The sequence below is a fragment of the Gardnerella sp. 2492 genome (assembly GCF_050320365.1).
GTDB lineage: Bacteria > Actinomycetota > Actinomycetes > Actinomycetales > Bifidobacteriaceae > Bifidobacterium.
This window is the reverse complement of the sequence record NZ_CP186952.1, coordinates 1,371,573-1,394,639: the sequence shown is the minus strand read 5'-3', so window position 1 is coordinate 1,394,639 and position 23,067 is coordinate 1,371,573. Positions and strand designations below refer to the sequence as shown.

The 23,067-nt window shown below is 38.3% G+C and carries 20 protein-coding genes and 4 pseudogenes; 8 read left to right on the top strand and 16 right to left on the bottom strand.

Features of this window, described 5'->3' with window-relative positions; all coding sequences use genetic code 11:
• The first annotated feature begins 2 nt into the window (after positions 1–2).
• The 3 genes from lanKC (at position 3) to ACPFYS_RS05470 (ending at position 4,446) form a co-directional block, all read left to right on the top strand.
• Entirely contained in the window at positions 3–2,612 is a 2,610-nt protein-coding gene (gene lanKC, locus ACPFYS_RS05480; protein WP_427877675.1) for a class III lanthionine synthetase LanKC, read from the top strand.
• Positions 2,609–2,731 (top strand): class III lanthipeptide, encoded by a 123-nt coding sequence (locus ACPFYS_RS05475; protein ID WP_421793015.1) that lies wholly within the window; start codon positions 2,609–2,611, stop codon positions 2,729–2,731. The genes lanKC and ACPFYS_RS05475 overlap by 4 nt, the downstream gene beginning before the upstream one ends.
• Before the next feature lie 83 nt (positions 2,732–2,814).
• The gene (locus ACPFYS_RS05470) at positions 2,815–4,446 is read left to right on the top strand and encodes an ABC transporter ATP-binding protein (protein ID WP_427876504.1); all 1,632 of its coding nucleotides are present in this window, start codon (positions 2,815–2,817) and stop codon (positions 4,444–4,446) included.
• Between the two features lie 580 nt (positions 4,447–5,026).
• On the opposite strand, the gene ACPFYS_RS05465 is transcribed toward ACPFYS_RS05470, so the two are convergent.
• The 3 genes and pseudogenes from ACPFYS_RS05465 to ACPFYS_RS05455 form a co-directional block, all read right to left on the bottom strand.
• Positions 5,027–5,272: a hypothetical protein gene (locus tag ACPFYS_RS05465; protein WP_410313236.1), complete on the bottom strand. Its 246-nt coding sequence runs from the start codon at positions 5,270–5,272 to the stop codon at positions 5,027–5,029.
• 13 nt (positions 5,273–5,285) lie between these two features.
• The gene (locus tag ACPFYS_RS05460; RefSeq protein ID WP_427876502.1) at positions 5,286–5,849 is read right to left on the bottom strand and encodes a hypothetical protein; all 564 of its coding nucleotides are present in this window, start codon (positions 5,847–5,849) and stop codon (positions 5,286–5,288) included.
• A gap of 293 nt (positions 5,850–6,142) precedes the next feature.
• Positions 6,143–6,289 (bottom strand): annotated as a pseudogene (locus tag ACPFYS_RS05455) (MFS transporter); the annotation flags it as partial.
• A gap of 602 nt (positions 6,290–6,891) precedes the next feature.
• Here ACPFYS_RS05455 and ACPFYS_RS05450 point away from each other — a divergent pair.
• A complete protein-coding gene (locus tag ACPFYS_RS05450; RefSeq protein ID WP_427876500.1) occupies positions 6,892–7,482 on the top strand; it encodes a hypothetical protein in 591 nt (196 codons plus the stop codon).
• A gap of 136 nt (positions 7,483–7,618) precedes the next feature.
• Here the strand turns inward: ACPFYS_RS05450 and ACPFYS_RS05445 are convergent, their stop codons facing one another.
• The 4 genes and pseudogenes from ACPFYS_RS05445 to ACPFYS_RS05430 all read right to left on the bottom strand — a co-directional run bounded on the left by ACPFYS_RS05445 (position 7,619) and on the right by ACPFYS_RS05430 (position 9,451).
• Positions 7,619–8,269, bottom strand: a complete 651-nt coding sequence (locus tag ACPFYS_RS05445; RefSeq protein WP_004111540.1) for a hypothetical protein — start codon at positions 8,267–8,269, stop codon at positions 7,619–7,621.
• A gap of 188 nt (positions 8,270–8,457) precedes the next feature.
• Positions 8,458–8,625 carry a hypothetical protein gene (locus ACPFYS_RS05440; protein WP_004111538.1) on the bottom strand — a complete coding sequence of 56 codons (168 nt, stop codon included), beginning with the start codon at positions 8,623–8,625 and terminating at the stop codon, positions 8,458–8,460.
• 88 nt (positions 8,626–8,713) lie between these two features.
• A pseudogene (locus tag ACPFYS_RS05435) lies at positions 8,714–9,105 on the bottom strand (SMODS domain-containing nucleotidyltransferase).
• Positions 9,106–9,184: 79 nt separating this feature from the next.
• On the bottom strand, positions 9,185–9,451 hold the full coding sequence (locus ACPFYS_RS05430) for a hypothetical protein (protein ID WP_427876498.1): 267 nt from the start codon (positions 9,449–9,451) through the stop codon (positions 9,185–9,187).
• Between the two features lie 757 nt (positions 9,452–10,208).
• On the opposite strand from ACPFYS_RS05430, the gene ACPFYS_RS05425 reads away from it, so the two are divergent.
• The 3 genes from ACPFYS_RS05425 to ACPFYS_RS05415 all read left to right on the top strand — a co-directional run bounded on the left by ACPFYS_RS05425 (position 10,209) and on the right by ACPFYS_RS05415 (position 11,240).
• Positions 10,209–10,364, top strand: coding sequence for a hypothetical protein (locus ACPFYS_RS05425; RefSeq protein ID WP_427876496.1), 156 nt, complete (start codon positions 10,209–10,211; stop codon positions 10,362–10,364).
• Positions 10,365–10,487: 123 nt separating this feature from the next.
• A complete protein-coding gene (locus ACPFYS_RS05420; RefSeq protein WP_157754341.1) occupies positions 10,488–10,658 on the top strand; it encodes a hypothetical protein in 171 nt (56 codons plus the stop codon).
• Between the two features lie 24 nt (positions 10,659–10,682).
• Positions 10,683–11,240 carry a hypothetical protein gene (locus tag ACPFYS_RS05415; RefSeq protein WP_427876494.1) on the top strand — a complete coding sequence of 186 codons (558 nt, stop codon included), beginning with the start codon at positions 10,683–10,685 and terminating at the stop codon, positions 11,238–11,240.
• A 293-nt stretch (positions 11,241–11,533) separates the two neighbouring features.
• Here ACPFYS_RS05415 and ACPFYS_RS05410 read toward each other — a convergent pair.
• Positions 11,534–12,740, bottom strand: a pseudogene (locus tag ACPFYS_RS05410) (IS256 family transposase).
• 487 nt (positions 12,741–13,227) lie between these two features.
• Between ACPFYS_RS05410 and ACPFYS_RS05405 the strand changes: the two are divergent.
• Positions 13,228–14,409 (top strand): IS256 family transposase, encoded by a 1,182-nt coding sequence (locus tag ACPFYS_RS05405; RefSeq protein ID WP_004126753.1) that lies wholly within the window; start codon positions 13,228–13,230, stop codon positions 14,407–14,409.
• Between the two features lie 358 nt (positions 14,410–14,767).
• Here ACPFYS_RS05405 and ACPFYS_RS05400 read toward each other — a convergent pair whose 3' ends face one another.
• The 8 genes and pseudogenes from ACPFYS_RS05400 to ACPFYS_RS05365 form a co-directional block, all read right to left on the bottom strand.
• Entirely contained in the window at positions 14,768–16,174 is a 1,407-nt protein-coding gene (locus ACPFYS_RS05400; RefSeq protein WP_427876492.1) for a class I SAM-dependent RNA methyltransferase, read from the bottom strand.
• A 51-nt stretch (positions 16,175–16,225) separates the two neighbouring features.
• Positions 16,226–17,071, bottom strand: coding sequence for a DUF3159 domain-containing protein (locus tag ACPFYS_RS05395; RefSeq protein WP_427876489.1), 846 nt, complete (start codon positions 17,069–17,071; stop codon positions 16,226–16,228).
• A gap of 127 nt (positions 17,072–17,198) precedes the next feature.
• The gene (locus ACPFYS_RS05390; protein ID WP_427876488.1) at positions 17,199–18,077 is read right to left on the bottom strand and encodes a DUF3710 domain-containing protein; all 879 of its coding nucleotides are present in this window, start codon (positions 18,075–18,077) and stop codon (positions 17,199–17,201) included.
• A gap of 283 nt (positions 18,078–18,360) precedes the next feature.
• Positions 18,361–19,227, bottom strand: a complete 867-nt coding sequence (locus tag ACPFYS_RS05385) for an exodeoxyribonuclease III (RefSeq protein ID WP_427876486.1) — start codon at positions 19,225–19,227, stop codon at positions 18,361–18,363.
• A 158-nt stretch (positions 19,228–19,385) separates the two neighbouring features.
• Complete coding sequence (rpsD, locus tag ACPFYS_RS05380; protein ID WP_004113375.1) at positions 19,386–20,012, bottom strand: 30S ribosomal protein S4; 627 nt, start codon at positions 20,010–20,012, stop codon at positions 19,386–19,388.
• Positions 20,013–20,319: 307 nt separating this feature from the next.
• A pseudogene (locus ACPFYS_RS05375) lies at positions 20,320–20,898 on the bottom strand (ABC transporter ATP-binding protein); the annotation flags it as partial.
• 114 nt (positions 20,899–21,012) lie between these two features.
• A complete protein-coding gene (locus tag ACPFYS_RS05370) occupies positions 21,013–22,224 on the bottom strand; it encodes an ABC transporter permease (protein WP_427876484.1) in 1,212 nt (403 codons plus the stop codon).
• A gap of 80 nt (positions 22,225–22,304) precedes the next feature.
• Complete coding sequence (locus ACPFYS_RS05365) at positions 22,305–22,724, bottom strand: DUF4418 family protein (RefSeq protein WP_427876482.1); 420 nt, start codon at positions 22,722–22,724, stop codon at positions 22,305–22,307.
• Between the last annotated feature and the right edge of the window lie 343 nt (positions 22,725–23,067).

Genomic DNA, 23,067 nt, shown 5'->3' with positions numbered 1-23,067 from the left:
AAATGTATCAGCGTTATTTTGATAGTATTCTGGAATCGGGATTATATTATCAGCTTCCCAAAGATTCAGAAGACAATCTTTTTAGATGTGAAGCCCCTGACAACTGGGAGACAGTTCCTGATTCTGAGTGGACATTCATGACACCAAATTATGGTAATCTGCCTATTCAGGGTTGGAAGTTGCATGTTTCTTCCAGAATCAAAAACGCTCAGAGAGTTCTTGATATAGTTGCGAAGTTTTGCTTCAGACATGGTATTTCGTTTAAATATGCTCCATCGTATAGAAGCCTGTTGGTTCGCAACTCTAAAGGTGGTAATAGAGTTTCAGCTGGAAAGTTTATAACAATTTATCCTTCAGCTGATGATCTTGAATCTACAATGTTTTGTCTCAGCTCTCTCTTAGAGCAGTATCGAGAAGCACCCTACATACTAAGTGATATGCGATTCCAATCTGGGCCTGTTTATTATCGATATGGTGGTTTCGTTAAAATTTTTGATCAACAAGGTAAGCTCTGTATACTTAATCCGGATAACAAAAAAGAGGAAGATATCAGAGTTCCGTATTACAGAGTTCCAGATTGGGTTAAAACACCAGACTTTCTTCTGCAAGACCAATTAAGAAATGAAACAGAAGAAAACTCCTCATCCTCGGACTTCCATGGTTTTGAAGTACAAGGTGCATTGCATTTCAGTACAGGTGGTGGTGTTTATTCCGTACTGAAAGATAATCACAAGTATGTTATGAAGGAAGGTCGTCCTTTCGCTGGTTTAGATGCAGCACAACAGGATGCCATACAAAGAATCTCTCATGAAGCTGATGTTTTGCGAGACCTTGAAGGAACTGCGGGAATCCCTGAAATAGTCGATGAGTTTGACGTTTGGGAACACCATTATATTATCCAGACGTACCATGAAAAAATGACATTCGGTAGATGGATAGCTATTTCTTATCCATTTAACTCAACTGCTTCTAAGAATGATGTTAATCAATATTTGAATACTTTAGATCGGTTTACAGATGTATTAGTGTCAACTATCAAGTCAATTCACAAAAAGAAGTGGTTCCACGGAGATATTCAGCCACACAATATTCTGGTTGATCCTGATTCATACTCAGCTACTATTATAGATTTCGAAACAGCTTCTTCTGATGAGGATGAACCACTCATCACCCTAGGTACTCCTGGTTACTACGATTCTCCAAGAGATTCTCTAAAGAAAAGAGACTGGATTGGTCTTTATCGCACAATCCGTGGTGCTTTATTACCTATTGGAACCGAGGAACTTCTTGGCTCAGCTAAACAGCAAGAATATAATTGTTGGATTGCTTCTGAGTTCGGATCGCAAGGTGAGAAGATTATCTCTAAAGTACGTTTAGCAGCAGTCTCTGAGGGCTTTGAAATTGAGTCAGCTAATTCAAGTTTGATACAATCCACACCGATTGCAATTAACACAAGGGATGATTATGTCAGACGCATGGTTACTTCTTTGTTGAAACAAGTTGATTTTAGTAAGCCTAGTCTTGGTTATGGCGATCCACTGCAGCATGAAGGGATGATTAGAGAATATTGCCTTTCCTATGGTGCGGCTGGGATTTGGAATACATTGCTAGACTATTGTCCTAATTATAATAATTTATACGGGAATATTTCTTCTTGGCTTCGCAGGATTACAGGTTCTTTAGAAGATTTGATTGAAGATCCATTCTCCGTCGGCTTGTATACCGGTATTTCTGGTTTTGTTGGATTGGCTTTACGCATCAAGGATTACGAAATTGCCGATAAACTAGTAAATAGATTGGGAGAATATATTGAGTCCACGCGTTTATTTAGTAATCTATCGTTAGAGTCTGGTCTTGCTGGAGTTATATTAACTCTTGCGTATTACTACCGTGAGACTGGATCTTCGCACGCATTAGATATTGCCGAAAAAGCATTAAAGTATCTCAAAGCAAACGATGAGAATGACATGTCAAGTACTATTTTCGATGAGAATGCAACCAAGACTGGCTTGTTGTTTGGAAAGTCAGGATTTGCCTTAGCTGCATTAGCAGTTTATAAAATCACAAACAATCGAGTGTATCTTGAGATGGCAGATGAATTTTTACAGAGTGATGTTAATAGACTAAGAACTGATGATGGTCTATACAATCTTTGGACGGATGACGGAAGGCTTATGCCATACTTTTCGCTAGGAAGTGCTGGTTTAGCCATTGTAATGAGTATACGAGAATCTCTTTGCGATGAATGTGATCTGACAATAGATTATCGTGCAATATCTAATACTATGAGTGCACGTCCATGTGCACACGCAGGTTTATTTAAAGGAGAAGCAGGACTTTTAGGAACTCTTCTTTATTTAGATCATCTTTCAGAAAAAGAGGAGCGTGATATCTTACGGTATGCTTCGCTCTATCTGGTTGAAGCAAGGAATGACGGTGTTCTCTATGCACCAGGAGATTTTTCATACCGATTTTCCACTGATTTAGCCACGGGTCTTTGTGGTTGGATATATGCTTTATCGGGAGAAATTCTCGGAACTATTCCAGGGGTGAAGAGTGTGTTCTATCCCACAAATAAACAGTTGACCAATAAGGAAGGAGGTGTATTATGAACAAGGTTCTGTCTTTACAGGCTCTTGCATCAGAGGAGAACGCAGTAGCATTTGCCTCTTCGGTAAGCGTTGCTTTTAGTTGCAAGAAGTTTAGTTCAGTTAGTTTATTGATTTGCTAGTGATTGCATGTCGGATTGAACAGAAAATGATTGCAGATAGGGAGAAGTCCCTATCTGCAATCATTTGAAATAAAGGAGCGTGTATGTGGAAAGATATTAAAATAAGCATTAGAGGGTCTTATGTTCTATTAAGCATGCTTGTCTTCTCAACATTTTTATCGTTCTTTGTCACATATATCCAACCGTTCTGGATTGGTAAGCTTGTAGGTTCATATACTGATTTGGGTCACCTTGACCTTTTAACGCTGGGTATGTTATTTGGATTTTTGATTCTCAACTCGCTAATTGGTGCACTTATAAATTATGGATGCCAATTATTATCTCAACGATTTACACTGAATTATCATGTCTTAGCTGGGAAAAAAATATTTAACTTATCGATGCAAGAAATGTCAAACTATTCTAATGGTGAGTTAACATCAAGAATTATTACTGATATTTCTGTCGCCCGTCAAATTGTTAGCCAGAGTGTTTTATCGCTTCCTGGAGCATTCTTACTTGTTGTTGCATCGGTTATAACAATACTTCTCATTGACTGGGTTTTATCGCTTGTCATTATTGTTTCTCTAGGAGTGCTCCTATTAATCACTATTATCTCTGGTAAATTTATTAATAATATTACTAAATCGATACAAGAAACTTATTCTAAAATAGGACAAGGAATTCAAAGATTTACTTCTAATGTTATTTTCGTTAAGTCAAATAATCTGGAAGAAAAATCTCTTCATTCATATATTGCTTCTGCAAATGAGCTGTTTTTTTCTTCGCGTCATTTCGCGCGTTTTATGTCCGCGCTAACACCATTATCTTCACTCATGGCAAATGGATTAATATTAATAGTTGTAATTATAGGTGGAGTAAGAGTACATTCATCAGATCTCTCATATGAGAATCTAGCTATAATAATTACTTTCTTGTTTGTGATGATTGCTCCATTAAGTAGTGCGACAACAGCAATTGGAACCATTGCGTCTGCGACTGCCGCTATTAGAAGGTTACATCCTCTAATTTCAAGTCAATCTGATAAACACCTTATTAAAGACTTGCACCTAGATAAAACTTCTTTTTCTAATGTAAGCCTATCTTTTGATGGAGTCTCTGTAAGATATTCAGAAGACTCATTGTTAGCACTTAAAGATTTAACTTTTCAAACACCCTCAAGAGGTCTTGTTGCAATTGTAGGTCCATCAGGAATTGGCAAAACAACGATTGCCCTTTCGACAATTGGATTGTTGAGTCCAGAAAAAGGAGTAATTCGATTTAATTCTACTGACATCAACGATTTGGAAGGAAGCTATATTAGAGAGCATCTTGTAACTCTAGTATTACAAAATGCCCCCCTATATGGGAAAAATGTTAGAGAATCCATAACTTTAGGGAAAAACATATCCGATGAGAAAGTTCTTGAGTGGATGCGAAAACTTAATCTGGAACAATTTTTGGATAATCTTCCATTAGGTTTGGATTCTGAGATTTCTGACGTAATTTCAGAGGCTTCTGCGGGTCAAATTCAACGACTCAGTTTTATTAGAGGCATATTAAGAGATACACCAATTCTAATTTTAGATGAGCCTACCTCAAATTTGGATGATGATTCAGAAGGCTTGGTTTGCGAAGTCATACATGAGTTATCGGAAAGTAAGCTAGTGATTGTGATTTCTCATAGAAAAGCTCCTACCGAGGATGCAACAATGTGTATTCGTCTAGATAAGTAAATTTTGATAGTAGTTTCTAGTCAAATTATTCATACTTGGGAGTTAACCATCTTATTCTTGATATTGTCATTATACATATTCGTTAGAAGTCTGTACGTCCCATAATATTCACCTTTCAATAAAAAAATAATAACTCATTTAATTTCCTTTTAAGTTCATTTAAGAACTTTAATAGGAGATACTATTACTTCTTACAAAAAATACAATACAGTTATAAGTCATGAATACAAAACAGTAACAAATAATAAATTTTATTAATTATTTTAAGAAAGACTTATAGTAAATTATTGTATGAATGAAAAATTTTATACTAAATGGTGTGTTAAAAAGAAAACGATCATTGAGAAAAAGTAAAATATACTGTTGTAACTAATACAAATTTTTAAAGATTAACAAAATTAGACTAAATATAATCCACTAAAAAGAAGGTCTATAGGCCGAAAAGGGGCTTATGATAATTTCTTAAGTATTTTATGCAGTAATAGCACGATTATCTTTTAAGCCCCTTTTGTTTTCAATGTCAAGTAATACTAAATGTTAAGCTTTTTTAGCTTAACTACAGCAAGTTTTCCTTGGTATTTCAACGAAAACTCGGGTTTTTAGACACACTTTTTTGCCGCTTACCCTCAAAAATAGTTCCTTCATTAGGCAACGACATCGTTGTCATCAAAGCAAGCATGAACGTAAACGGACCGAGCGCATTCCCATACGTTTTGAACATCACACCAAAATCATGGCCGTATACCACCATCGACAAGTAAAGGAACATAAAATTCACAGCTGTAAACATAACCAACTTCAGCACGAACATAAGAACCTTGTACATAAGAATATCCTCCTCACTTACTCCACGGAGTCGCACACCAAATAGCAGAAGCTGCTAAGAATGCAGCTAGACCCACAGCTCCACCTCTAAATGCGGCTGGACCAACTGCCTTTAAGATATACATAGCAGCTTGCTTCCAAAGCTGATTTTCAAGTAACTTTGTTAAAGCACCACGAAATATTCCAGCAAGGGTGCCTAGCCCAGTAGCATTAATTATACATTTAGCATAATCCTTCGAACGCACTGCATGATTATCATTAGACGAAATCTTATCAACAGATGCATTTGCATTGAGCTTATGAATTAAATTCTCAAGCACTTCTTTCGGAACATGAGAAAACTCCCCTGCTTGTGTTATAGTCCATTTTTTATTAATTTCATTAAACTTGAGATACCTTGAAAAAATAATTTCAAGACGCTTAGCATAATTATCTATATTCGCATCACTGACATTACTTTCTACAACACTTGGTTCGTTATCCACTATCTCACTAGCTTGAGCAGTTGATACCAGAGAAATACAGGTTGATAATGCTACAACAACTACAGCAATAGACTTAAAAATATGACATTTCATAGAAATTCTCCTTTGTAATTACAATATATAAAAGACCTATCATTAGGTTTAGTACTCATCTTATTCCATAATTTTTTGCCATACAATTGTTGTTGTTATTTTTGATAATATATAAAATGTATAAGGTGTTCTCAGTTTTACTTGTAACAAATAGGAATAGGGTTATTCCCCCAAATACTAAATTATGCAAATAGACTACAATTAGAATACTCAAAATCACAACTACATCCCTAGTCTGTAGCGTAGCTCGTGTTTGGTAGCTGCGGCAAAACAACAAGAAGACCGGCGGTAAAAATCAGCGCGAGTATAGGCAAAACCGAGCCTTCATACGCTTGATTGCCGAGCATAGAAAAACAGAAGCCAACCAAAGCCCAGCGCAATGCCGGACTAATAGATCTCATACGAATAAAAATATTATTCTTGCTAAAAATCGTCTTCACAGCAACCAGCTCTCCCATAAAACTCTTTCAAAATAATGCAAACTTGCGTGCAAGACTACATAACTACTTACACGCAGGCTTACATGCAAACTTACATAATTACTCGCAAATCGCTATCCAACTTAAATAATTCACTACAAACTACACAAATCAAATAGCTTATTTGACAAATTTGATAACACTATACCCTTGGTCAAAAAAAAACAACAAATAATAATACAAAACAACAAAAACACTACAAAAAAACAGGGATCATAGACTAAAACAGTTCAAAACAAAAAGAGTGAAAAACAAAAAGCTTTCGGTTTTGAATGTCCCTAGTAGCAAACAAAACCGAAAGCAACACACTCAACACTTAAAACACACACATACGCAACCAACGCCAACACAAATAAGAGATAAAATGTTAAAACAAAAACACAATCACTTTTATAACTCAATAAACATTACTGCTTTAATCAAAAACAATCTTGTTATACACTAGCTAAGCAATAAACAATAATGTAAAATAGTTTCATTACATTGTGTAGACTGTTTTATATTGCGTAAACTATTAAATTCTCATTTGAGAATCAAACCGCACTAGCAAAAGGTAGGAGTTTGTGAAAAATGATTTCAATTATGCCGACGATTCCGAGCACGAATCAGACTCAGAAGCTGGAACAATATCGCCAGGCGTCAATGAAGAACGCTCAAAAACAAATCATGAATCGAAGAATGACTCGAATACTGCTGGGAGTGTCGACGGAATTACGTCAAATGACATTAACGAAACAATAGATTCAACTACCTTTGAAGAAAAACAAGCTGCTTCACTTATATTTGCACTCAAGACTCTAGGTTATAGCGACGAATGGAGCGGAATACTGCCAGATCCAGAAAGTTTTAATTTGTACCCAACGAATGTACAAGAAAGAATACTTAATCAGGCAGATGCTTTTACGGTCGATGAGTCTAAACGACAAGACAAACTTGTTAAAGCAGAAATAGAAACATCTAAAAGAAATACATGGATAAGCGCTGTACTATTCGTTTTATGCTTGCTTTCTGGACTGGCAGCTTTCCTTGTTACAAATAACCAATGGTCATGGACGCCATTGGCATTACCAGCAATTTCGTTCCTAAGAGATTTAATAACACACATAAAATCTCATTCAAGTAAGAATGAAACGGATAAAAACAGTAAAAACTAAATAGACAGGTAAAAACTAAATATACGGAATTGAAGCCAATAAAACCATGTTCCCGTGTATGCATAGCAACATGTTATGCATACACGGGAATAAAAGAACTACATAGCTATACTTAGCACGAACAACTTGCTACATTCTATAATAAGCCAATAGAACTAATGCCTAATACAGATGTTATGAATGTAAAGAGCGCTGACATCATAAGATAATTCGTTTCCATTACTTTATAATACTTTAGATAAGACTTCCTTTTAACAAGAAGTTTACTCTCTATTTCATGTTCTCCAATCTTCGAATACTTATTTGTTGTAGACATATAGTCTATGTCAATCTTAGCTAAGGTGTATTTATTATTGTAAGATTTCACTTTAACACCAATACAACAAGTAACTAACAGAATAACAAGTGCATTGATTTTAATATAATCATCTGACTTAATACAAGTAGATATAATACTAAATAAACCCACAAGTGTCGTTAGAATCAACATATATAAGGTATTAGGTTTTAAATCATCTTGAATTTCTGTACATTCAACTTTTTTTGCATATACATAAAAGAAAATAAAAGTAATATAGGCAGCTAGCATAAATAGAAGAATAAATAGACGACCAATAGAAGTATCGGTTTTATAAAATATAAATACCACTGATACTGGTATAGCAGCTAAAAACACATAAAAGAATCCTATACAACTACTAATACTGTCTAAAATTTTTTTATCTATACACTCTTTACAAGTTTCAACTTTAGAATCAGTTTGCGAATTATAATTTTTAATACACATAGGCCGCGTCGCCTCGATTCTATAATAATTTTGATTAATTAATAATTTTGATTAATTTATATATTCAATTAGTTAGAAAAATGGTGGCTGCAGGAGAACCCACAACCACCATAAGTATAACATTAGCATTTACAAAGCCACTACACTACAAGCGCTGGTAGCTGTGCATTAGCTAATGCGCGCAATGCTTAGTGACGAGCCTTGCGAACAGCAGCACCCATTCCAGACAAAAGCCAACCAAAGCAGTGCTCATTATAGAACGCAAGCAAATGTTTCTCATAATAAAATGGTTCACTGCCACCAGATTCAGTAAATCTCCAGCTTCCAATTGCTTGATAAGCAAAACTATCTATCAAGGTTCCTGATAATTTATAACTTTTGAAAAAATTATCTCGTATATACCTCATATGCTTACATGTTGATACGAGCAGACCATTGCTAGTCTTATTTTTTCACGTATAGCTTCCTGCTCCGCTTTAGGGTTAGTTGATAGCCATTTTCGCCAATGTTTGAGTCTGGATATACAAATGAACCTGATATATTCTTAAAAGCTGGTAAACATTCAAATATTATCCCATCAGAAAATGCTATTTTAATTATTTGTCCATCAGCCCTAATATCACTATTTGGATATGCTTCTTTTATTGCTGTTTTTACTGCTTGTAATAATCTTGACTGTGAATTACCCGTAAGGCATTGAATCTATCGAAAATAGCACTTGGTAAGCAAAGTAAAATATCTATGTCACTTGTACAAATTGCTGTGTTTCGACCATATGACCCAACATAAAGACTATTGTCAATTGAACTATTTATCTTCCAGAATTCTTCATTTATTGCTGATGTTATTTTGTGATACCTTTTACTTATCTTTTCTCTTTGCTCTACTGATATCGCTTTGTTATACCTCTTCGTATTACAGTTGACTCCTTTTTAGAGATTTTGGTAAATTTGCATTAATTTCCTCGTCATAGAACTCGTTATCCCTTTTGATATTCATGGATATTGATGCTTCTTTCACTGCCTTATCTGTCGTTTGTGGTGCCTCACTATATATCTTTGACAACTCTTTTATAATCTGCTCATAAGTTTCTGTAAGTTCAGTTGCACTTCTTAATCTTTGGTTTATTTTAAGTAACAAAATTCTGAGACGCTCTCTGATTGCCAACAAATCATTTCGCACAAGCGTCCGTATTGGATACAAGCGGCGTAGTTACTGCTTGCCTAGGTTCTTCGCCTGATTGTGGCCTGGCTAGGTAAGACACGTGATTCTTCTCAGACTATTTGAGTGTTGCGTAGTCCAGGAGCGAAGTTCTTCTACACCTTGACTGCTTGATCACTACCTTGTGCCCCCTCTGACCGTGAGTAGAAGTGAAGTGCCAAAAGGTTTCACAGGCGCCAAAAAGTATGTGCTATCGGGATTGCTATTGCTCCTGATTAGAGCTTAGCGGACATGATGGCAAGACGCCCAACATGAGAGGGAAACGCGGTTGTACCCTAGAACAAGACCCCTGTTGAGGACGTTGGGTGAACCCGAGCATGTGACTTAGGTGAGAAGCGGGGATATTGGGAAGCTCCTTCGGGTAGATTTTCCTAAGGTCACCCCCCGTAGACGCAAGCATCAGCAATTAACAAGTCCTTCGACAATTGACTGAGGACGTCGTGGACATTCTCGATGTCTGAGGGGATTCATCTTGAATTACTTTCTTCTGCTCGCCGCACAGATAAAGCATGAGACATCCATTTGTTGCGATTGCCTTCGAGTAGTTCATACTAAACCGAAAAGGAAACATCTTGGCATTTGCCCTGCCCATGTAGGTAAGCAGAAATGGTGCTAATTCTCGGTGTTCCACCTAGTATCAGGCAATCGGTTACGAAGGAGGTATGAGTTCCTTGCCTTCTCGTAAGCTGTCTCAAAGTATCTCGCTAGGTTCGGGTTCTTGATCACGAGTATTGATTCAGATTCGTCAAAACTCATCATGACAGGTTGCTCGGGAGATTTTGGCCAGTCATCTTCATCGGCAGGTATTACAAGTGCGTCAAGTCGTCAGCAACGTAGTCAGGGGCTACATGAAGAAAACTATCTTATATCTTAGCCCCGCAGTTTCATTCCATCGAAATATTGCCCGAGTCGTGACAGTGTGGTAACCTAAAATTAGGTTTAAGTATATCATAATACGTAAACCTTGACCTCAAGAAAATCTAGAGAAGGAACTTCAATGATGCAGGATACCATACTCGAAGACAAGGTCATTGAATCTGTGTTCACAGACGCAAGTGAACTGGCAAATTTGATTGCAGATTCCGCAGAATCCACAATCGATACCACAATGATGCCGGTAGCTACATCCCTACCATGCATGACCGTTACGGGTGCAATTGGGTGTTAGCAGCTACTGATTAAGGAGGCAAAAATGAAACTTACCAAAGCTATTACCGCATTGTGTTCCATTGCACTAGTTTTTAGTGGCTCAGCAGTTGCTACTGCAGATGAGCAGAAAACTCCAGTAATAAATCGCATAGAAAATATCCCTCTCTCATTTAACCGAATTACAGACAACCCATCCCAAATCCCTGCTTTCGCAGGAGGTGACCTAAAAGGAATAAAAACTAGTTCAGTTACTATCCCTAATAAAGGAACAGTAACTGTAACAATCAACTACGAGACAGGAACAGTTATTGCTTCTAACTATGACGGAACGATAAAAGTTTTTTCAGGTGAAGAGCTAGTAAGTCAACTATCCAATACAATGAAAAATCTTGACGATGAACAACGCTCCTACCTCCTAGCTAGTGCACAATCTAGGATTTCGAAATCAGATGTGTGCCCTTATCTAGTTAGCGCAGTTGGGACTTTACATGCTAGCGCTTGGCAATTTGCATTAGCGCTTGTTGGAGTAAATCCGGCAATAGCCGTATTAGTAGCCCTAGGAGAAGGCTTCTTTTGGACATGGGTTTCTACCCACTGTTAAGCAGGAGGAACAGGAATGCCTACTTGGTTAGTGTTTCTTATAGTGTCTCTTACTAGTTTTACTATTGGAGGAATACTAGGACACCGAACGCTCAAGCGTGATTACGACAAAGAAAACGAGCGTGTGAATAAATCTCTGTAAATAAGATTTCCTGTGATATAATTTTCTGCTAATGAGCCCAGATGCTTACTATTCCAACTACTTAGCAGTTATTTATTATATAATTCATGTGAAATTGCATGTCAAGAGCAGGCAGGTGTTTCCTGTCTGCTCTTTTGCTTGGTATTTTCAAGTTATTCAGGTAGCCTATCCTCATACATGAGCGTTAATTCGCCATAAACTTGACCCCAGTTTCTAAGTGGCATAGTCCATTTTTTCGTAGCTTCAAAAGTAGATAGATGCAAAGCCTTCAATAACGCTTGTGAGCTTGGAAAAACGCTCCTTTGGCGATTTAATTTGCGATAAGTTGCATTAAGACTTTCAATTGCATTCGTAGTATAGATAACCTTACGAACATCAGCTGAAAACTTAAAGATAGGCGTTATAACATCCCAATCTCTTTCCCAGCGTTTCATGGCATTGGGATATTTAGTCGACCACTTTTCTGTCACATAATCTCGATTTTTGCGCCCCTGTTCTTCGTTTGCCGCATTGTAGATTGTCTTTAGATCTTTAGAAAATTCTTTTCTGTCCTTATCTGCCACATATTTCAGAGTGTTTCGGACTTGATGAGCTATACAACGTTGGTATTCAGTGTTAGGAAAAGCTGTAGATATAGCTTCACGAATGCCGGCCAGTCCGTCAGCACATATGATCATCACGTCTTTTACGCCCCGATTTTTTAGGCTGTTCAAGACCGATAACCAGTACTTTGCACTCTCATTTTCACCAACTTCTATGCTTAGAACATCTTTCTTGCCATTACAGCCGATGCCTAAAATGACGTAGGCTGCAAGTTTGCGTATTATTCCATTTTCTCGTACAGAATAGTGAATTGCATCAATAAAAAATACCGGATAAATCTCATCTAATGGTCGATTTTGCCATTCTTCTATTTGTGGTAGCAGCTTGTCCGTTACGTCAGATATGAAACCTTCTGATACTTCAAATCCATAAATATCCATCAATGTATCTGAAATTTGCCTTGTTGTCATCCCTTTGGCATACATTGAGATGATTTTTTGATCAATTTCTGATATGTCTTTTTGGCGTTTCTTTACTAACTGTGGCTCAAATGTGGATTTACGATCCTGCGGAACTTCTATGCACATGGAACCATAGCTTGTGTTTACTGTCTTTTCTTTGTAGCCGTTTCGATAATCTTCTGAGTTGCTACGTTCCGATTTCTCGTATCCTAGATGATTATCCATTTCAGCTTCCAGCATCTCTTTTGATTGTTCCGCCTAATAGATCTTTTAGTGCATCTTGAATATCTTTTGCCGTTTTAATTTCGTATTCTTGGAGAAGTCCTTGGATGATTTTCCGCTTCCCTTCAGTCATTTTCACTTTGTGGATGTTTTCTTTTTTGCTTCTTGCCATTTTTTCGGCCTCCTTTAATTAGTTTATATCGCAGGAGTACCTATTGGAATCTTTCATCTGCTTTTTACAGAAATTATTTCACATACTCAAGAAAACGTTTAACTTATCTTTAACAGCATGACAAAAACGAATCGTTTAGGGTCTGCTGTTTCAGGAGAGATCCTAGTTTCATCTTCCGTGTCCTCTGTGCGGGTTGGTGGTACGGTTTTGGTTTAGTATTTTCGCACTTCTTCTAAGTTCCTCGGCGCGTTCTTTTATCTGACTGCCTATATCTTCACGCGTTTTGGCTGTGCTTGTGTTTGTAGTAGTTTTGCTACTTTTTCTGCTAGCCGTGTTTGCATCGAGAGTGTACAATATTTTGTGTAAACACAAAAAAGAGTATAAAAAAAGAAGCCACTAGTTGTATAATTAATCTACCAAAACAAATTAACAAAGGAGTGACTTCTAAATGGATTTTAACACAGAATTGACAAAAAGACTATTACAAGGTGACAATATTAATCACTTATTAAAAGAAGCGATTGAAAATGGGATTAATCAATTACTTCAAGTTGAATTAACAGAGCATTTAAACTACCCTAAACATTCTGTAGAGGGATATAACACCGGAAATTCAAGAAATGGTGGCTATAATCGTAAAATTTATTCAGAATATGGTATTTTAAATATCCATATTCCACGAGATCGTAACGGAGAATTCGAGCAAAAAATTATTAAAGCTTATAAAAGAAATTCCGAAAAATTAGAAGAGGTTATTATTAAACTTTATTCTAAAGGCTTTACTAACCGTGAAATTGCAGAGTGTATCGAAGATATTTACGGTCATCACTATAGCCCTACTACCGTAACAAATATTACAAAACAAGTTGAAGACTCTGTTAAAGAATTTCATCAAAGAAAAGTTCAATCTCGTTATGCAGTGATTTATGCTGATGCAACGTATGTTCATTTAAGAAGAGCTACTGTTCAAAAGGAAGCTGTTCACTTTTTAGTAGGAATTACTCCAGAAGGCAGTAAAGAAATTCTTGATTATGCAATCTATCCTACTGAATCTGCTGAACACTATAAAGAAATGTTGGAATCATTGAAACAAAGAGGATTACAAGAAGTTTTACTATTTATTACAGATGGACTTAGTGGGGTTAAGACTGCTCTTTTAAGCGTGTTTCCTAACGCAAAATATCAAACTTGTTGGGTTCATTTAATCCGACAATTACAAAAGAAGGTAAGAGTTGAAGATAAAAGAGAATTAGTAGATTCACTTAAGAAAGTTTATCAATCAAACAATAAAGAAGATGCAGAGAAAAAATTAAACGAATTTCTAGAAAACATACACAAACGTTATCCTAAAGTCTGTGCAAGTATTGATTCAGTTTATGACGATTTATTAGTCTTTTTTGACTTCCCTAAACAAATTCGTCAAAGTATTTATACGACTAATTTAATTGAAAGTCTCAATAAGCAACTAAAAAAACGATTAAAAGCAAAGGAACAGTTTCCAGCAGAGGATAGTTTAAATCGTTATCTAGGAGTATTTTGTATTGAACAAAATGAATTATCTAAAGAAAGAATTCATAGAGGATTTGGATTAGCGTCTTATGACCTGCACGAAAAATTCGAAATCCAATAATATTTGCTTTTCGTAGAAAAGCAAATATTATTGGATTGATAGCTTGATTGACAACTAGTGGAGTTTACACAAAATTCTTGACACTGCCTTTGCATCTTAAACACATACTCAGTTTCTCCCTCATACGGTACAGGAAAGTTTCTAAACTCCTATTTCCTAACTTCTAGCTGGGTGCAAAGTGTGTGCACTTTTTAACGTTAACATCCTGTGCACTCGACCCTAGAACGTTGATATGTTCCCTCAAACAGCAAAATCGCACTCAAAAACCGCAAGAACCCAGCCTAAAGCCGCCATACGCTAAACCTTTTAACGATAACCCTCGCTAAGCCTTGCTACACAAGGGCAAAAATGCACCCACCTAATCAGCCCTTGACATCAATACGACAGTCTCCACGTGATGGGTGTTGGGATATATGTCAAATGCGCGTAAAGATTGAACGCTGTAACCAAGCTCCTTAAACGTGCCAACATCGCGAGCAAGACTAGTAGGATCGCAAGCGACATACACAACGCTTCTTGCTCCAGACTTCGCAATCTGTTTACAAACTTGAGCTTTAGCACCAGCGCGCGGAGGATCTAACACAACAACATCTGGATGCGCAAATCGACGCACAATCTTAGACGACTTACTCGCCTTAAACACCTGCGATTCAAGCGTTTGCGCAACATCGCCTTCAAGCGCTTCAACAACATCCCTGCTAAGACCTGCGCGCCCAATGTTTCGCCTTGCATTCTTTACAGCAATCGGCGCGCCCTCAATGCTAAGAACGCGAGCTGGCTCTGCAGAACCAAAAGCGCCAGAACCATCAACATCTCCGCCAACATTAGCCAAAGTCGCAAGCGGAATCGTAAACAAACCCGAACCAGAATACAAATCCCACAAAACAGTATTCTTAGTGCGACCACCAAGCGCAGAACGAACTAATCCCAAAACATAGTTCACTAAATGCTCTGGAGCTGCACGATGAATCTGCCAAAAACCGCGCGCATCAACATCGTAATCAAAAGTACGCATACGAGACGAATCACCATCAACCGCAACGCGCACGCGCTCACGCAACAAAGCCGAGCCTGCAATCAGCTCATCATTTACTATAAGCGCATAATTTTCGCCAATCGCACTAAGAAGCGCAGACTTATCATTAAAATCCAAACCCTCAACTCGAGGCTCTGGAACAGCAAGGCGAATTTGCGCATTTGGCGAGAAAGAACGATTCCACAAATCCAAAGAATCCGCAACTGCTAAAACAGAGCGCGATGCAAGTGGCATAGTATCAATCGCAATGCGATCATGCGACTCGCGCTTACGCATAGACAATCGCCCTTCATCATCCGCAACCAACTCCATGCGCGTACGCCAATTAAATCCGTTAAGCTCCTCATCCCCCGGAATGCGCTCAACGCTAACATCGCTATCCACAAGATCCATATGCGCTAAACGCTGGAATTGATTGGCAATCACGGAAGCCTTCCAACGAATCTGCCCAGGCAAAGAAACGTGAATTAAATCTGCGCCACCAACTCCGCCGCCCTGAGCCAAAGGGCCAGCAAGCTTCCATTGCGGCTCCACACGATCCGCGCTAGGCTCCAAAACTTCCACAACTTCGCCAGTGAAAAAGTGCGCTTTTGCACGCATCGGCTCATCCATGCGCACAACAACCAGCTCACCAGGTAACGCAAATCGCACGAATACAACACGTCCGTCAAGATGACCTACGCATCTACCTTGATCCGCATATCTCTCGATTCGCATCGTCACTTGCATAAACTACCCCTTAATTTTGCGTTTTGTTAAGCTGATTCTCTAACGCTTATTTTAGTTAATCTGATTTACTTCGCTAGAATTTACTTCGCTCTGCTCTACTTCACTCTGCTCTACTTCACGATTTTTATGATGAAGTCGCATAAACGGCGTTGCAATAATCAAGTAAGAAACCCAGATCGCGAGCGCCCAGAACGGCAATCCCATAATCAAACGTACAGTACCAAGCCACACAACGTGATTCGTTAAGTATAATGGCACTTGCAAAACTAGTCTCAGCGCAAAAACACCAATCCACAATGCTGTAACATACATGTACGCTCGTTTAAGTGGCTTATAATCAAGCCATTCGTGAAGCCACTTGCCAAAATTTTCCGTAGGAATTTTACGAATCGATTCGATTACAAGACCCAACGCCGGCACACGAACAATCAGCGAAATCGCAAGAAGTACACCGTAAACAGCGTTTGTAATAAAGCCCATCATGTAGTAGTCGCGTGCTTGATGACTAGTCCAAGCCCAAATAAGACAAATACCAACTGAAACAAGTCCGCTTAACGCGCCCATAATCGATTGGCGTTGAATAAGTCGCGCCACCACTTGCAAAACTGCAAGAGTAGCCGATGCAATAACTGTTGTTTGCACATTGTGCGTTACAACAAAGCAGACAACAAACAGCAAACCTGGCAGCATTGATTCGATCACGCCTCGAACGCCGCCCATGGATTCGATTACAGAAAACTCATTATCTTTTGCTCCGATAGAAGCTAGAGAAGCCAATCCTGAGCGTTTTTTGGTTTGCTCAGAATTTGTATTTTGAGACTTTCGCAATTTTTGAGACTCTTGCGACTCTTGCGAAGATTCTTTTTGAGATTTCTGTAAAGACTCTGATGAATCCATGCACTTAACTTTCTACTATTTCAACTGCTACTTGTTAGAAATTTACTATCTCTTTACTGATGCACTACCAGCATTGACAGCTTCGCAAATATATTAAATTTACTGCTATATACTGCTAAATTTACTGCTATCGCACTTCAGAGAACATTGGACCACGACTCAAAGTAGTTTTTACATCCACTTGTTGGTCATATCCCAAAGGTCTATCATCTTTCTTTAACGCATCGGAAGTGTTTACTTCAGAATCATTATCTCCTGCATCTTCTGATTTTTGAGCTTCTTCTGCGTTCTGCTGCGCAACTTTTTCTTCTTTAGTAACAGGATCATGCATAGGTATTAAATCGCGTGGAGCCAATGGCTCATCACCTCGACGCACAATAATGGAAGCAAACCAGGAATTAAGTTGAAGAACTTCCTTATTATCTTCCATTGATTCAGTTGCTGCAGGACCAGAGAAAACGCCACGAAGCATCCAACGAGGACCGTCTACACCTACTATGCGAGTATTAACGATTTTATCCCCCACCTTAATAGGTAGAATCAGCTCAGTTCCAAAAACACCCTGCTTTTCTTTAGCTTGCTCATTTCCAGAAAGCAAATCCGCGCGCACATCATCCCAAATTCCAGCAGATTTTGGAGCAGCAAAAGCTTCAAATTCTACGCTTGAAGATCCATAAGTAACAGTAGCGCCTAAAACTTGGTTGTTTTCATTACTCTTTTTTATACGCAACTCAATGCCGTTGAAATACGGGATTTCAATTGAACCAAAATCAAGATAATCATCATCTTTTGGAGCGTTCTCATCTTCGCAATCCCATGGACCTATTTTAATATTCGCATTACTATTAGCTTTATTATTTTCTTCAGAAATCGCAAGAGTTGCGTCTTCGTCTACGCCTTTTCCATATTCAGTTTTTTCTACTGACTTAAGTTTATCCTTATTCTCATTTTTTGCTACTTTATCTGTAGCAGCATGCGAACCATGCTTTGCGCTGAACCATCCCATTGTTCCTCATTTCTTTTACGCTATAAGCTCTTATCTTTTTATAATCTCGTTATAGATAAGAAACATTCGTTCTCTTATAGCTCATCCTGTCACGATACTCAACGTTTCAAGACTACCACTCGTATCACACTATATGCGAATGTACGAGATGATTAATTACTGTTGATACTCGTATTAGCTTACGTAATTTCTATACTTAATATATACATTTACTTTGCGATACTAATAGTGAAATAATTTATATAAAACTGCATTTAATTTATTTTTTAGTATCTTCATTGTATTAGACAGAATATTTTATACTTAACGGAGCGTGATCAGACCATCGCGCATCGTAACTTTCAGCACGATCAATTACGAATCCGCACGCACTTTCCGCGATTTCAGGAGTTGCGAACTGGTAGTCTAATCTCCAGCCAACGTTATTATCGAAAGCCTTGCCGCGCTGACTCCACCAAGTGTACGGTCCTTGAATATCTCCTGCAAGCATGCGCATAACGTCAACAAACTCGTACTCGTTAATCCATTTGTCCATATACGCACGCTCTTCTGGCAAGAATCCTGCACTTTTTTCATTAGCCTTCGCGTTTTTAATATCTAACGGCGTGTGAGCAATATTAAAGTCGCCGCACAAAATCGCTTGATTTCCGCCACTTGCCGCATAGTCTCGAAGCTCCCCCAAACGTATAAGCATTGTGTCTAAAAAGCGGAATTTTTGCTGCATTTTTTGCGGATCATCTACATTTCCAGCATGAACATACACAGAGGCAATAGTAATTTCATACCCTTCAGGGGTACGCACGTCAGTTTCAACCCATCGCCCAGAATCAACATCCTCACTTAAGCCAGGCAAACCGTAGCGTTTTTCAACTACAGGAAGAGACGTAACTAACGCTACTCCAGCTCGACCTTTCACACGGCAAACTTCATTTGTATAAGTAAAATTATCGCTTTCTGTAGGATTTTCTATATTTTCAGACGCGCGATATCCCATTTCTATTTTTGTCATAATTGGGTCGATTGCATCCTGCGGAGCGCGCACTTCTTGCATACACCAAACGTCTGGAGTATGCGCGTCAGACCAGTCAAGCATACCTTTGCGCTCAGCTGCACGAATACCGTTTAAATTCGAGGTCGTAATTGTAATCATGAACCCAACTCTAATATGCGCACAACACAAATATAAAAGAATACAATTTAGTAAATAAATCAACTGTTATATAAAACTCTTAGAACGCATTGACCCCCACTATGCAATGCACAGCAGGGGTCAAGCGGTATGTCCTTAAGAATGTTAAATCGACGAAATTAACGAGCGTAGTATTCGACGACGTACTGGATGTTGACTTCAACTGGAATCTGATCGACTTCCGGCTTACGAGTCAAGGTAGCCTTCAAGGAGGCAAGATTCACATCGAGATAACCAGGAACTGCTGGCAAAACGTCACGATGAACGCCTTCAGCAGCCATCTGGAATGGTACCATGGTCTGGCTCTTAGCACGAACCTGAATGGTCTGTCCTGGCTTTACGCGGTAAGATGGACGATCTACAAGATTGCCATCAACCAAAATGTGGCGATGTACAACAAACTGACGAGCCTGAGCGGTAGTGCGAGCAAATCCTGCACGCAAAACCAAAGCATCAAGACGAGTTTCCAAATCGGTGAGCATTGCATCACCGGTCTGACCTGCAGTGTGCGTACCCTTCTCGTAAGCTGCACGAAGCTGCTTCTCAGAAAGGCCGTACTGTGCGCGCAGACGCTGCTTCTCACGAAGACGTACTGCATAATCGGACTCTGTGCGACGACGAGTACGTCCATGCTCACCTGGAGCATATGGGCGCTTCTCGAAAATGCGCTGAGCCTTTGGGGTCAGAGCGATGCCGAGGGCGCGAGAAAGACGCACCTGACGGCGAGAACGCTGAATATTAGTCATTGCTAATCCTTTATATTCTGTCGTTATCTGAACGGAACGCGAGCAAATGCAAAATCGTAATAGATTATAGATTCCTCACGCTGAGCCGGCCTCTCCAGTGCTTCCTCGTGTACCAACACACGAACGCGAAAAACTAAGTATTACAAAACACTTACTCTACGCGCCGACCCACTGATGGGCTAAGGCTCCAGATGATGCATACGAAAGTAGGCATCGTTTCTGATTCTACACTTCGGCCAGAATAAAATAGATATTTATACTCTAACTATTTGATTTCGCAAATAAGCAAAATCAGAAAATAAGAAGACTATAAACTTAAACTTCCTTCTCGCATAGTGTATACACAGTCAGCACAATTCGCAGCATCAATATCATGCGTAACCATAAGCACAGCGGAACCTTTTAAAGCAGCTTCTTGAAGAATCTTGATAACAACTTTTGTATTATCACTATCTAAATCACCTGTAGGCTCATCTAATATGAGTAATTTTGGATTATTAATAATTGCGCGAGCAATCATAACTCGACGCATTTCTCCTCCGGAAAGTTCTTTAGGATAGCACCAAAGTAAGTCTGCTACATTAAGTCTTTTTAGTAGTGCACTTACTTTATCTATTATTTCTTCTTCAGATTTTACCGCGCTTTTAGCAATCTGTAACGAAAGTAGTATGTTATCGCAGACTGTAAGACTTGGAAGAAGCGTAGCACTTTGTGTTACAAAACCAATATTTTCAGCACGCAATTTAGAAACTTCATCATCTTTTAAATTAGGAGACGAAATTTCAAATCCGCAAACATTTATACTTCCTCTTGTAGGTTTTAATAAACCAGCAATAAGATTAAGCAGCGTAGATTTTCCATTACCAGATCTTCCAACAATAGCCGCAAAATCTCCTGATTTAAGTGAAAAAGTTACGTCATTTACTGCAGCAAATTTGCGTTTTCTGCGCATAAACTCTCTAGTAACATTCTTTACTTTCAAAACTTCTTCACACATAAATCACTCGCCTTCTCTAAGCGTAATATACGTTTCGTTCATAGCAATTCGCAATGTTGTGAACAAAGAAGCCGCAAAAACAGTTACGAGAGATAACGCAATACTTAAAATAAGCAAAGTGATAATAGGCAGTGCAGTTATTTCAAGATATGGAAGCTGCAACTGTTGTGAGATCAAAGTACTATATGGGAAAAGTATTAAAGAAGCACAAGATACTCCTATAATTCCGCCTGCAAATCCTACTACTGTAGACTCTCTAATTACCATAGTTAGTAACATTCTACGAGTTAGTCCTAGTATGCGAAGAGAAGCAAACTCTTTTTTACGCTCGTTCACAGCGGAAGAAAATACTGCTATTAGCACTAATATTCCAACAACCCAAAATACGATAACTAAAATTGATACGGTTCGTATGAACACCCCAATATTTGCTTGAGTTGTTGCTGTTATGCCTCCAGGAAAAACTGTACCTATACTTGGCAATCCTGTTGCTTTTTTAATATTTTCTGCTACTTGCTTAGGAGTATAACCTTTTTTCACTTTGACTAATACTGCTGAAATAACTTTTCGCACGTATTGCTTTGGTATAGCAGTGTGACCAACTTTGGCTGAATACTCAACTACTTGCGGTATGCTCTGTCTACTTACAAACACTGAGTTATCTAAACTCGTTCCAGTTTTTGCAAGCTGAGCAGAAACAGGCCAACTATGCCCAAATAAGCGTATTTTGTGATCGTATGATACTACTACATTAGCTCCAGCAATCATCTCACCTTGCTGCAAAGTCTTTTTGTGTTGAGAGTAAATCCATGGGCCGATTACAAAATCTGAATTTGGATCAAATCCTATGATTTGCAACTTTTCTGCACAGCATCCTGCAGATAGTGAGGAAATATATGTTTGTCCGCTAGCTTTTTGTACACCTTCAGCTTTACGAACCATGTTTTCAATGTTGTTCGTAAAATAAAATGTGCTAGATCCGCCATTGGTTAGTAGCGCTTCTGCTTTCAGATTTGTCCCATGTGGAATTACCATAATATCCGCACCGAGACGTTCTTTCATGCTATTTAAACCTTGTGAAAGGTTCATAGAAAGTAATGAGCCGCCGAAAAATATTGCCGCAAGGCATGCTGTAACTATTATTAGAGCAGCAGTTTTAAGTGGCTTGCTTGCAAGATTTTTAAGCGGCAGCTTTCGTAATGTAACAGTTCGCATAATATTCGTTTATAGTTAGCGATATATGTTGCAATCGCTGTAATGGTTGTAATTATTACAACCATTACAGGATGAAATTTTTAGCGGTCAGTAGACTTCAAATCAAGGTATACTGCAACTGCTGCAAATACTGCAGCTAGAACTGCTAAGAGAATTAATGTTGGTCGGGTTACAGAATTGCAAGGCATCATTGGGTTCTTGCATACACCAATTAAGCATGTAGGAACTGCCATAACAAGTAATGCGTTAATTATAACGGCAATATTTAAGCCTATACGTACGCTTTCTTTTACTAATAGAGAAATCAATCCAAGAACTGCAATAACAATTCCAATACCTAGTGCTGCTCTTCCCGTGTAGTGGCATGCCATAGGTTGCATCATCATGGACATTTTGTGCATACCGCCAGATTGGCATGGTTTTGCGAATGTCAATGGCGATATAGCAATAAGAATTCCCAAAATAATCTCTGGAACTGATGCAAATAACTTGTTTTTCATAATAAATACCTCATTAAATGTATGTTATTAATTTTTTTGTGCCACATTTTCTTTAATGCCACACGTCCTACAGCACTCGTTTTGCAAGCGCCAAGTCTTCGTTAAATCTTTATTTTGTGCATACGAAAACCAATAACAATTCAGTACTCGTCATAGCTTCCCCCATAAAACTTTCTGAAGTTATGTTTTCGTTTACTTTTACATTTTTTCTTATAGTGCGATATAAAACAAGTCTTGAATATTTTGTTTTCGTGTATATAATTGCGGCGATAATTATAACAATATTACGAATAATAATTTATGCAATTTTTAATAATTGCAAATTATTTTATGTATAAGTAGC